Here is a 12275-nt window from a genome sequence, read left to right on the forward strand (position 1 = left end):
ATCGAGCAAAATGCACGGGAATGCGACCAGAGCACTCCGAATATTGCTTTCAAACTCGCGATGTTCTTGTACCGTGCGTGCATTCCCGATCGAGCAGCGCGCGCTTGCGTTCGATGCCCCAGGCGTAGCCGGAGAGCGAGCCATCTTTCCGAACGACGCGATGGCAGGGAATGGCGATGGCAAGCTTGTTCGCCGCGCAAGCACCGGCCACCGCGCGCACCGCCTTGGGGGAGCCGATACGCTGTGCTATTTCGGCATAGGACACCGATTCGCCGACTGGGATCTCCTGCAGAGCCCGCCACACCCGCTGCTGGAAGGCGGTGCCGCGGACGTCGAGGGGAAGGTTCAGGCCGATCGCCGGCGCTTCGACAAAGCCGACGACCCGGGCAACCAGCGCTTCATAGTCGTGATCACCGCCAATGAGATGCGCTTTCGGAAAACGATCCTGGAGATTGCGGACGAGTTCGTCCGGATCGTCGCCCAGGAGGATCGCAGCCACGCCCTTCGTGCTCGAGGCAACGAGGATCGCGCCGAGAGATGTCTGCCCGACAGCGAACTTGATCTCCTCGTTGGTGCCCCCGGCGCGATACTGCGACGGCGTCATGCCGAGCATGTCCGTCGACTTCTCGTAGAAGCGTCCGCTCGAATTGAAGCCAGCGTCGTAGATCGCCTCGGTGACGGAGTTGCCCGAGGCCAATCCCCGGCGAACCTTCCCGGCACGATGGCCGGCGGCGTATTCCTTCGGCGTCAGCCCGGTCATGGCCTTGAACACGCGATGGAAATAGCTCGGACTCCGGCCGATCGCCGCGGCCAATTGCTCCAGCGAAGGTTCTTCCTCGCTCTCCTCGATGATCCGGCACACCTTCGCCACCAGGGCCGCGTTCTCGGCTTCGGTCGAAAGGCCTTCCGGATTGCAACGCTGGCAAGGCCGGAAACCTGTCGCCCTGGCGCTTTCCAGACTGTCGTGGAGTTGCACGTTCCTGGGATTGGGAACGCGCGAAGGGCAGGACGGCCGGCAATAGACGCCTGTCGTTGCGACCGAGTACCAGAGATGGCCATCGGCCGTCTTGTCACTCGCGACAATGCGTGCCCATCGCGGATCATCCACCACCGAGGTGGGCGTTGACTTCGGGGTCCTGGCAGGGGTCGCAGTCATCTTCTTTCTCATATGGTGTTGGATCGATGATGCCGCCAATTCCCCGCCGACGCACTCCGGCTCTTGCGCTCGAATTCGATTGCCGGCGGCGGGCGAGTGCCCGCATTGTCCGATGGTCGGCGACGATGGGGGACAACGCCACCCGATTTCCGACCGCGTGCAAATGAGGCCCGCCCGGGCGCGTGCGGACCTCGTTCGACGGCCGAGGGTGAGCCGCCATTGTGGCGGAACCGCTTCGATCAGGCCGCCTTGAGCAGCCCGAGCTGGGTGAGCGCGGTCACGCCGTCGTCGAGACCGATTTCCTCGACGATCTTGCCGTCGATCACCTTCAGCACCGTGGTGCCGGTGAAATGCATCTTGCGGCCCGTTGCAGCCGGCAGGCCGCCGACCAGGAAATCGTTGAAGGCCGGCCCCTTATGGGTGCCGCCACCTTCCCATTGGCCGACGACGTAATCGCCTTCGGCGATCAGGTCCGCAGTGCCCCAGAAATTGAGATCGGGGAATGCAGCACGGAAATCGGTCATGAACGCCTTGATATCGGCGCGGCCGCGGCGAGGCTCATGCAGCGAATATTTGAGCAGCATGTCGGGCGCAGCGATCTCGTCGATAACAGCAAGATTGACGTCCTTGCCCCAGAACTCCGTGAACCAGCGGCCGACCACGGCCTTGTTATCCTCTTCCTTGCTCATTGGAATGGCTCCTTGTGTCTCGTGACGATCACCGACGTCGGGTGGTGATCTGAACGAGGCTTACGCTTGACCAAAGGAAGCCGAACTCCGGTTCTTGCGCTGAAATCGAAACGGCGGAGCCGCCGGCGCGATGCGGGCCGAGATCACGGCCGGCACAGATCAACCGTTCCGCCTTCGCAGTCCGGCAAGCTGGGATGGAAGAAGACCGTAGGTCTTGCGATATATCTCAGCAAAGCGCCCCATATGCGTGAAGCCCCATTTCAGGGCGACTTCGGAGACAGGCAGGATGTTGTCCGAAGATGTAAGCTCCAGATGTGCGGCTTCCAGCCTGATGCGACGCAAGTAGGTAACCGGCGTTGCACCGTAGTGCGCCTGGAAAGCGGTCTGCAACGTCCGTACGCTGATACCCGCTGCGGCTGCGGCGTCGCTCATGGTAAAGGGCCGATGAATGTTGGAATGCATGTAATCGACCGCCCGCCGAAGGTGGCGCATGGTTGATTCAGAGGGCTCCCGCAATTTGCCCGATGTCAGTCTCTCAAGCACCAGCAGGAGCAAGGATTCGCTCAGCAGCGCCATTGCGATGGGGGAGCGCCCCTGAAGATCCTCATCAAGAACGGCGGACACGACCGCTTGCGCGGAGTGATAAAGTGATTGCGTCGTCGTCTCCGTCAGATGATGGAGCATCAGAGGCGTAAGATCCTGAACAGAGAGCTTTTCATCGAATGTGGAAAGCGCCCGCATCAATTCCGGGCGTTCGAACCGCAGCCCTCTCGTTGCATGAGCCCCCTTGGTGGAGATTCGGCTTGGCGCGTCTGTCAGATGTGTAAACAGAGATCCTGGGAGCGCTCGGCAGGCACCGTACCTGCCAATTGCAGCAACAGCGCCAATGACAGGCTGCGAGACCTGCAAGGTCTCCGCTGACTCGTTGAGGGTTATTTCGTAGCCGTGGCTGCCCTGCACTCGCCAGCAGGTCAGGCCGTTGACCGCAGCGAAGTTGGCTCGCCACGAAAATTGTCGCCCGGCCTTCTCCGGCTCCGCCGAAACGTTCGGCAGGAATATCGAGAGACAGTCAAGGTACTTATCGAAACCAACCCCGCGCTTGTCTTGGGACGCAACACGCAAAAACGAACTCATAATTCCGAGCAGGCCATACCGTAATTGTTTCGCGATTAATCGAAATTCTCCGGTTAAGCAACGCGGTGGCACGAGGCGTCAATGTTAACGGTGGCTATCCAATTCGCGCGAGATATGGCCAAAAGGCGAATCGCCCGCGCGTCGGTAACACCTCATTCAGCAACGCTGCATACGCATGAGTACGTGGCAGATGACGTGAACAGCGCTCCTGCTTATGTCCGCCTACATCCCGGGAAATGTTGGCAACATCACGATCACAAGCGCGCGGATGCAGCTTGGACAGGGACGCGACTCTCTCTGTTCATCTCAAGCCGACAAGCCATCAAACGAATGATGGTGGCAGCAGGAGGAATGAGGTGGATGTTCGCAACATTGCAAGCTCCGTTGCCTCCCCGTCGCTCGCGCAGGTACCAGCGCACCAAAAGACAGCCGCGATAATTTACGAACAGGCGAGACCGCCAGGAAAGTGAATCGCATGATCGAGGCCGCCACGACAGTCCGACAACTTCATATCGCCCTCATAACCGAGACGCCGGAACGGACAAGACCGCTGGCATCCATACTCAGTCAAACCTGCGACGTTCATTTGCTGCCGCCGGCGATTGACCCTCTTGTCATCGATGATTTCGCTTCTTGCGTCGTTCTTGACGTTGATCTTTCGTCAACGCAGGTGATCCGAGCGCTTCGTCCCACTCGTCAGGCAATCCTGGCACGTTCGCTGCCCAGCCTCATCGTTATCGACAAGAGCATTGGAGAACGCGCGCTTGCCGAAAGGATACGTCGCGCAAAGACATTCGGCGTACGCAACTACATCCACCATCCATTCGATGCCGATGAAGTGCTGCGGGTATTTTCTCCAATACATGACGCGCGCACCAAGTCGGAAACACCATCGCGCAACAAAATCGTATTGCGGGGCGTTTTCGCTGCTCATCGCGCCCTCGCGCAGACAATCGAGGCGCCGCACAACGAGAGCTCATTTCCATTCGAAACTCTCGAAGCCAACACCCCGCTGATCCTGGAGGCGCTCGACGTCTGGGGAATTGGTCCCTGGATGGAAACGGTGCGGAGGCATCATGGCGGCACCTACAGGCACAGCCTGCTCGTGACCGGTTTCGCCGTTGCGTTCGCACAGAAGCTGAAGATGCGTCCCAAAGACCAACAACGCATCGCGCACGCCGCGCTGCTGCACGACGTCGGAAAATCGTTCATTCCAATTGATATTCTCGACAAGCCGGGAAAATTGACCGACCATGAGATGGAGCAGATAAGACAACATCCCCGGTACGGATATGACCTGCTCACGCAACAGGGCGGCTTTCCGGCTGAGATCCTCGATTGCGTGCTTCATCACCACGAGTTGCTCGATGGATCGGGTTATCCGGACCGGCTTCGCACCGGGCAGATTGCAGATCTCGTACGCGTTATCACAATTGCCGATATTTTTTCCGCACTGGTCGAAGATCGACCTTACCGCCAATCGCTGCCGCCAATGAACGCCTTCAGGATAATGCAGGATATGGGAAACAAGCTCGACGGCGATCTACTCAACGCGTTCCGACCCGTCGTCGAGGATGCGGTGAGGTGCGTTTCCGCCGAGCTCTCATCGAAGAACATCTTCAGCGAGCGCACGTGACGGATGACGTGTGTCGCCACGCCGGTTTTGTGGGCGCACGTACATGATGACGGCTTCCGGGAGCTCTGCCTTCACCTTCAGCGCGGCATCGAGCGCGTCTTGTCCGTCCAGGACGACATGGTCCGTTTTCCCCCTTAGCTTAAACCCGACGGTAAACTGCATCCCGAAATCTCCACTCGTGTGCCGCTACGCTGTCCTTGGTCATTGCCGTTCTCCTTCGCTCCGAAGCGATGGGAGCTACGCCATTGGCGTGAAAAATATGACCCGGAGCAGATGCGTGTAGTCAGATTCGAACACCATGATCGCCACGAACACCAACACCAGCCCCGGCGGCAGCAGGATGGCATAGACCAAGGCCAACCGTTCCCAGGCCATGTGCATGAAGACGGCGACGATCAGACCGGCCTTCAAAACCATGAACAGCAGGATCAGCGACCATCTCAGATGGCCATGGATGCCGAAATAATCGACGAGATAGGAGCAGGTGCTAAGGACGAACAGCCATCCCCAGACCACGAGATAGAGCCTGATCGGATGCTGCTGGCCCTTTGCTTGGGCGGCTCCCGGCGCATGGGCCTCATGGGCGTGAACGTGCAGCGAAGGTTGTTGGCCTTCCACATGTATCGCGGCTTCTGTCATGCGCCAACCTCACCAAAGATAGAAAAGGGCAAAGATGAACACCCACACAAGATCGACGAAGTGCCAGTACAGGCCGGTGATTTCGACGATCTCGTAGTACCCTTTGCGGCTTGTGAAAAAGCCTCGCCTTTCGACATCGAAGTCTCCCCGCAAGACCTTTCGTGCGATGGCAATCAGGAAAATCACACCGATGGTCACGTGGGTGCCGTGGAAGCCGGTGATCATGAAGAAGCTGGCGCCGAACTGCGCCGCACCCCACGGGTTGCCCCAGGGCCGGACGCCCTCCATGATCAGCTTGGTCCACTCGAAGGCTTGCATTCCGACGAACGTGGCGCCGAATGCAGCGGTGACCAGCATCAAGGCTGCGGTTCTGACGCGATCACGGCGGTAGCCGAAATTGACCGCCATCGCCATCGTGCCGCTGCTGCTGATCAGGATGAAGGTCATGATCGCGATCAGGATGAGCGGGATGTGCTGGCCGCCGATATTGAGGGCAAAGACTTCGCTGGGGTTGGGCCACGGCACGGTCGTGGACATTCGCGCCGTCATGTACGACAGCAGGAAGCAACTGAAGATGAAGGTGTCGCTCAGGAGGAAGATCCACATCATGGCCTTCCCCCAGGAGACGTTCTTGAATGCGCGCTGATCCGAGGACCAGTCGGCAACGATCCCTCGCCACCCCTCCAGCCGCGCGGGCGATGCTCCGATGTTTGTCAGCGCAGTCTCTGCCATCGATCCCTGCTCTCCCTAACTGAGCAACTGGCGACAGATGTCGACGAAATTATCTGTCCAGCCGGTCAGCAGACCGAGCAAGACCAGCCAGACCAGCAACAGGAAGTGCCAATAGATGGCGCAGAGCTCCACGCTCGCGCGCACCTTTGCGACCTCAGCGCCACGCCACACTTTGGCGATCGTTCTGCCGAGCGCCACGAGACCGCCCATCAGATGCAGCCCATGCACCGCGGTGATCAGATAGAAAAAAGAATTCGCTGGGTTGGACGCGACGAAATACCCAGCGGCATTCAACTGTCGCCACGCCAGAAGCTGCCCAACCAGGAATGTAACGGCGCATGCTCCGCCAGTGCAGAGGCCGACGCTGACACTGTCCATGTCGCCGCGGCGCGCGGCCATGTACGCCCATTGCAGCGCGACGCTGCTCAACACCAGCACAACCGTGTTGAACCACAGCAGCGCCGGCACCGGCAGCGTCCGCCAGTCCACCATGTTCATGCGCATGGAGTAAGCGCTGATGAACAGCGCGAACAGCGAGCCGACGACCGCGAGAAATACCCCCAATCCGATCTTCGCCGCCTGCGACGACGATCCGCTCTCCTCGCGAAGATCGAAGATCACTCCTTCCTCCAGCCAGGGTTTTGCTGTCAGCCGTTGCTGCGAGAGCCACCATCCCGCAATTGCCGCTATTCCAGCCATGAACAGGATAACGGCGCTCACGGATGGGCCCCCTGCGGCGATAGTTTGGCTGGCGGCTCATTTTGCGGCACGAAGTCCCTGGCGGCGCCAGGTACGCTGTAGTCGTAGGCCCAGCGATAGACGATCGGGAGCTCCTTGCCCCAGTTGCCGTGCCCCGGCGGGGTCTCCGGTGTCTGCCATTCCAGCGATGCGGCTCCCCAGGGATTGCCGCCCGCCTCTTTCCCTTTGAACAGGCTCCAGATCAGATTGAAGATGAAGACAAGCTGGGCGAAGCCGACGATCAGGGCCGCCACGCTCATGAACGCATTGAGGTCATGGGCAGATGCCGGGATGAAGGCCGTTTCGCCAATGTCGTGATAGCGGCGAGGCATGCCCAGAAGGCCCAGATAGTGCATCGGGAAGAAGACCGCGTAAGCCCCGAGGAACGTGACCCAGAAGTGGAACCGTCCGAGCGCCTCATTGAGCATTCGTCCCGTGACTTTCGGATACCAATGATAGATCCCGCCGAACACGGCCATGATCGGCGCAATGCCCATCACCATGTGGAAGTGGGCGACAACAAACATCGTGTCCGACAGCGGAACGTCCACGACCACGTTGCCGAGAAACAGGCCGGTCAGCCCGCCATTTACGAACGTGATGATGAACGCCAGCGCGAACAGCATCGGGATGGTGAGATGAATATCGCCGCGCCAGAGGGTCAGTACCCAGTTGTAGACCTTGATCGCGGTCGGGATGGCGATGATGAGCGTCGTGGTGGCGAAGAAGAACCCGAAATACGGATTCATGCCGCTCACATACATGTGGTGCGCCCATACGACGAAGCTGAGAGCGCCGATTGCCACGATGGCCCAGACCATCATGCGATAGCCGAAGATGTTCTTCCGCGCGTGGGTGCTGATCAGATCGGAAATAATGCCGAAGGCCGGCAAGGCGACGATATAGACTTCGGGATGACCGAAGAACCAGAACAGGTGCTGGAACAGGATTGGGCTGCCGCCGCCATATTTCGTCAGCTCGCCCATCTCGACGAGGGTCGGCATGAAGAAGCTGGTGCCGAGGAGCCGGTCAAGCAGCAGCATCACCGAGGCGACGAACAGCGCCGGGAAGGCCAGCAGCGCCATGACGGTGGCGGTGAATATGCCCCACACCGTCAAGGGCATCCGCATCAACGTCATGCCGCGCGTGCGCGCTTGCAGCACCGTCACCACATAGTTGAGGCCGCCCATGGTGAAGCCGATAATGAACAGGATCAGAGAGGCCAGCATGAGTATGATGCCCCAGTCCTGCCCGGGAGTGCCGGAGAGAATCGCCTGCGGTGGGTAGAGCGTCCAGCCGGCGCCCGTGGGCCCGCCAGGCACGAAGAAGGTCGAGACCAGCACCAGAACCGCGAGCAGATAGACCCAATAGCTCAGCATGTTCACATAGGGGAAAACCATGTCCCGGGCACCGACCATGAGCGGGATGAGGTAGTTGCCGAAGCCCCCGAGGAACAACGCGGTGAGCAGGTAGATCACCATGATCATGCCGTGCATGGTGATGAATTGGAGATATTGGTTGGCATCGATGAAGGAGAACGTGCCGGGAAATCCCAGTTGCAGTCGCATCAGCCACGACAGCACCAGCGCGACCATTCCGATCGCCATCGCCGTGATCGAATACTGGACGGCGATGACCTTGGCATCCTGCGAAAAAACGTACCTCGTCCACCAGCTCTTCGGATGATAGAGTTCGACCTCACCAACCTCAGCGGGCGGAACGCCTGCGATTGTGTCATACGGGACATCGACCATCGGAATTCCTCCTTGGCCTTCCGTTCAGCGAGGAGTTCGCCTTACGATGGATGGCGCCTCCTCGGCGGTATGCTCATTCGCTACCTGTCTTGTACGCCGCCTTCGCAACGTTGCGCTGGCCTGACAACTCAGCGAATGTCCGCTGTTTCTCCAGCCACGCGTGATATTCTTTCTCTTCCTCGACGACGACCTTGCTGCGCATTTGCGCATGCGCGGCCCCGCAGAGTTCTGCACAGAGGACCTCGAACGTTCCGGTGCGCGTGGGCATGAACCAGTAATAGGTCACCGAGCCTGGTATCATGTCCATCTTGGCCCGGAACTCGGGCACATAGAAATCATGCAGGACGTCAATTGAGCGGAGCAGCACCTTCACAGGCTTGCCGATCGCCAGGTGCAGATCGTCGTTTTGAACAACGATGTCGTCTTTTCCGTTCGGATCGTCGGGATTCAAGCCCATGGGATTGTCGGCACTGATAAGGCGGGCGTCGGTGGTCCCCAGCCGGCCGTCTTTTCCAGGAAGCCGGTAGCTCCATTGCCACTGCTGCCCCATGACCTCGACTTCGGTCGCACCGGCCGGGACGGTCACGAACTGGTGCCAGACGACCAGTCCCGGTGCCAACATCGCAGCGACGCCGATTGCTGTCCCGACGCTGAGCCACCATTCGAGCCGCTTGTTTTCAGGATTGTAGTCCGCCCGCCTTCCTTCCTTGTGGCGGAAGCGGAAGACGCAGTAGGCCATGAACGCGACGACCGCGACGAAGACCGCGCCGGTGATCCAGAATGTCAGGGTGATGGTGTCGTCGATGTAGCCCCAGTTCGAGGCAAGCGGCGTCCACCACCACGGGCTGAAGAGGTGGAACACCACCGAGGCGATTGCGACCAAAAGCAGAATAATTGCTACAGCCATCCCTCATGCATCCTTGCCGCTAAAAGGCTGCGGATACGAACCGGAGGGCGGAGCTCACGTCTGTCGCGATGGCGGACTTTACATCCGCTGTCGTCGTGCCTCTTGCCTCGCCCATTCCACTGGTCGCGACGCGGATTGCACGCCACGACCGCAAGTCTCATCGGAGCTGGGGGCGTTATATGAAGGATGGTACGCGTCGAGCCGGGCGTCAATAGTGGAGTATGCCGCGCCCCGCGTCAGCGGCGTCGCGCAAACCGTCAATTGTCGGACGGCAACCGTCCGCCTGATAATGCGACGCAACAAGAGAGATTGTGCAACCGCACAATTCACCCAACCGTGAGCGCCATCTTGCTCTCATCTCCTTAAGCTCCTACACCATTGCGACAGGTGTCGCCCGGCAAAGCTCCTTCTCGCTGAATCTGGCTCGCCGGGTTCGATCGCGATTTCCGCGCATGAGGCGAATGTGCGCGAGTTGAAGGCCGCGCCGTTCCCCCTTGCGATCACGAGCAAGGAGACCGGAGCCATGGCCACTCAGTATTTTGCAAGACCTCACCTGCAATTCTTCGGCGTCTCCACCGCCTATGCCGTTCGCAGGATCAGCCTTTCGGACTTGCGCGACGCGCTGCGCCTGGGCTGGGAAGACTTCCAAGCGATACCAACTCACGCTGTCGTCCTGTGCGGAATTTATCCTGTTCTCGGTCTTGTGCTGTTCAGGCTGGTCCTTGGCTATTCGGTGCTGCCGCTGCTGTTTCCACTGGCGGCCGGTTTTGCGTTGATCGGTCCTTTTGCCGCGCTCGGCCTCTACGAACTCAGCCGCCGCCGCGAACGCGGCGAGGAACCCGCGGCATGGCATGCGATGCACGTGCTGAGCGCACCGTCCTTCGGCGCCATTCTCGGCCTCGGCGTGCTCCTGCTCGTTTTGTTCGGGGTCTGGATCGCCACCGCGGACGCTATCTACGTTGCCACGTTCGGCCATGCCGCGGCCGCGAGCATCCCTGATTTCGCAACGCGCGTGCTGACGACGCCGGAAGGCTGGTCGCTCATCATCATCGGCTGCGGCGTCGGCTTCCTGTTCGCCGTCGTGTCCCTGTGCGTCAGCGTCGTATCGTTTCCGTTGATGCTGGACAGACATGCCACTGCGATAGACGCCATCCGGACGTCGCTGCGGGCCGTGAAAGAGAACCCATTTGTGATGGCCGCATGGGGGCTGATCGTGGCGGCGCTGCTGGTGATCGGTTCGCTGCCGTTCTTCGTCGGCCTCGCTGTCGTGCTGCCGGTGCTCGGTCATGCCACCTGGCATCTTTATCGGAAGGTGGTCGAGCCCGACCCGAGTCCCCCACAGGAGGAGCCTCGCACGCCGATAGGTCATCGCTACGCAGCGGATTTCCCGGCGTCGCTGTTCCCGTGGAGCCACGAACGCTAGCCGGAGCGCCCTTGAACCTGCGAGCCCGGCCGTTGGCGCCATTCAGGTCATCAAAAGAAATCCCCAGCGATCGGGTAAGATCGCTGGGGCTTGCTATCAACTTTGGTTGCGGGGACCTGCAACCATCTCAAATTATTAGTTGAGGCAGCGGCTTGAGGGGCTGATCGGTCGGACGGAAGGGATAGAGCGAAACTCGAAGTGGCGGAGAGACGGTCAGTCAATCCCCGTCGAAAGACAAAGCATTTTCGACCCTTCTAGACCAAAACCCACCATTTCAGCTACGCGCGAAAATGGAATTTCGTGCAAGCGTTCATTTTGGTATTGGCGCAACTACCCCGAAAAGCCGCAATCAGGCCGTGTACCCATAAAACCGTCGGCGTGACTCTACGTCCGCTTTGTCCCGATAGCGACCAAGTTCGTGGGGCAACGCAGGATGTCGCGATGGGCTAGAAGCTGACATGTATCTTCCCCAGGGCGGCAATTCATTGTTCATGTCTGCTGCATGCGCGAGCAAGTCGTCTCGAAAGGCGCGACTTCCAAGTCGCATGGTTTTGCGACTTGATGGTGTGTCGAGGAAAGATCCCGGCGCCAAATCCTGTTGCTCACTTGCCGCCAGTGACATCGAGGAACGTGCCGGTGACGAACGAGGCCTCGGCGCCGGCTAGCCACAGGATCGCGCGCGCCACCTCTTCAGGCTGCCCGCCTCGTCCCATCGGGATCGAGTCCTTGACGCGATCTACCCGCCCCGGCTCTCCGCCGCTCGCATGCATCTCGGTGTAGATGTGTCCGGGGCGAATGCAGTTGACGCGAATTCCGTCGCGCGCGACCTCTTTGGCGAAACCGGTCGTGAATGTCTCCAGCGCACCCTTCGACGCGGCGTAGTCGACATATTCGCCCGGACTGCCGAGCCGGGCCGACGCGGACGAGACGTTGATCACGGAGCCGCCCCGCCCGTTGTACCGATAGGACATCCGCTTGGCCGCCTGCTGGGCGCAGAGAATGGGACCAATCGCGTTGACGGCGAAGATCCGCTGCATCCGCTCGAAACCAAGGTCCTCAAGCCGGGACTGCCGCGCAAGGACAGCAGCGTTGTTCACCAGGACATCGATCCGGCCGAACTCCCGGTCGATCGCCGCGAAGAGCTGCGCCACCTGCTGCGGATCCGCACTATCCGCGCGCACGGGCAACGCCCGCCGCCCCGCGGCTTCCACATCAGCCGCCACTGCAAGGGCGGCAGCTTCGTTGGAGACGAAGCTGATCGCGACATCGTAGCCCTGTGCGGCAGCAAGCCGCGCGGTTGCCGCGCCGACGCCACGACTTCCACCCGTTATCAGAATGAGCGGCGCCTGCGAGATGGTATCCATTGAGCGAACCTCCATGTGGTGATGGGATGATGATCCAGGACTGTGACCGGCCGATACGCACGGCGCGGCGGCATTGGTCGTTCCGCCGCCCGTCCGGCATCGG

The 12275-nt window shown here is 60.2% G+C and carries 12 protein-coding genes; 2 read left to right on the plus strand and 10 right to left on the minus strand.

All coding sequences use genetic code 11. From position 1 onward, the window contains the following. Positions 1-49: 49 nt before the first annotated feature. The 3 genes from ada to ACZXDY_RS19630 form a co-directional block, all read right to left on the minus strand. A complete protein-coding gene (gene ada, locus ACZXDY_RS19620) occupies positions 50-1156 on the minus strand; it encodes a bifunctional DNA-binding transcriptional regulator/O6-methylguanine-DNA methyltransferase Ada (RefSeq protein ID WP_464346615.1) in 1107 nt (368 codons plus the stop codon). Between the two features lie 239 nt (positions 1157-1395). Next, positions 1396-1845 (minus strand): ester cyclase, encoded by a 450-nt coding sequence (locus tag ACZXDY_RS19625; protein WP_028163034.1) that lies wholly within the window; start codon positions 1843-1845, stop codon positions 1396-1398. Between the two features lie 159 nt (positions 1846-2004). After that, positions 2005-2967, minus strand: a complete 963-nt coding sequence (locus ACZXDY_RS19630) for a helix-turn-helix domain-containing protein (protein WP_464346616.1) — start codon at positions 2965-2967, stop codon at positions 2005-2007. A gap of 487 nt (positions 2968-3454) precedes the next feature. Between ACZXDY_RS19630 and ACZXDY_RS19635 the strand changes: the two genes are divergently transcribed. Beyond that, positions 3455-4615 (plus strand): HD-GYP domain-containing protein, encoded by a 1161-nt coding sequence (locus tag ACZXDY_RS19635; protein WP_464346617.1) that lies wholly within the window; start codon positions 3455-3457, stop codon positions 4613-4615. Here ACZXDY_RS19635 and ACZXDY_RS19640 read toward each other — a convergent pair. From ACZXDY_RS19640 to ACZXDY_RS19665, 6 genes are all read right to left on the minus strand, one after another. Further along, complete coding sequence (locus tag ACZXDY_RS19640) at positions 4583-4777, minus strand: hypothetical protein (RefSeq protein ID WP_080663641.1); 195 nt, start codon at positions 4775-4777, stop codon at positions 4583-4585. The genes ACZXDY_RS19635 and ACZXDY_RS19640 overlap by 33 nt on opposite strands. Positions 4778-4852: 75 nt before the next feature. Beyond that, positions 4853-5254: a cytochrome C oxidase subunit IV family protein gene (locus tag ACZXDY_RS19645; protein WP_028163035.1), complete on the minus strand. Its 402-nt coding sequence runs from the start codon at positions 5252-5254 to the stop codon at positions 4853-4855. Positions 5255-5263: 9 nt separating this feature from the next. Beyond that, complete coding sequence (locus ACZXDY_RS19650; protein ID WP_464346618.1) at positions 5264-5986, minus strand: heme-copper oxidase subunit III family protein; 723 nt, start codon at positions 5984-5986, stop codon at positions 5264-5266. A gap of 15 nt (positions 5987-6001) precedes the next feature. Then, complete coding sequence (locus tag ACZXDY_RS19655; RefSeq protein ID WP_464346619.1) at positions 6002-6706, minus strand: cytochrome c oxidase subunit 3; 705 nt, start codon at positions 6704-6706, stop codon at positions 6002-6004. Then, positions 6703-8478, minus strand: coding sequence for a cytochrome c oxidase subunit I (gene ctaD / locus ACZXDY_RS19660; RefSeq protein ID WP_464346620.1), 1776 nt, complete (start codon positions 8476-8478; stop codon positions 6703-6705). Before ctaD ends, ACZXDY_RS19655 begins: the two co-directional genes overlap by 4 nt. A gap of 73 nt (positions 8479-8551) precedes the next feature. Next, entirely contained in the window at positions 8552-9385 is an 834-nt protein-coding gene (locus ACZXDY_RS19665) for a cytochrome c oxidase subunit II (protein WP_028163039.1), read from the minus strand. 523 nt (positions 9386-9908) lie between these two features. On the opposite strand from ACZXDY_RS19665, the gene ACZXDY_RS19670 reads away from it, so the two are divergent. Beyond that, positions 9909-10808, plus strand: a complete 900-nt coding sequence (locus ACZXDY_RS19670; protein ID WP_464346621.1) for a DUF2189 domain-containing protein — start codon at positions 9909-9911, stop codon at positions 10806-10808. Positions 10809-11410: 602 nt separating this feature from the next. Here ACZXDY_RS19670 and ACZXDY_RS19675 read toward each other — a convergent pair. Next, positions 11411-12172: an SDR family oxidoreductase gene (locus tag ACZXDY_RS19675; RefSeq protein WP_464346622.1), complete on the minus strand. Its 762-nt coding sequence runs from the start codon at positions 12170-12172 to the stop codon at positions 11411-11413. Between the last annotated feature and the right edge of the window lie 103 nt (positions 12173-12275).

The sequence above is a fragment of the Bradyrhizobium sp. LeoB3 genome, from assembly GCF_055456055.1.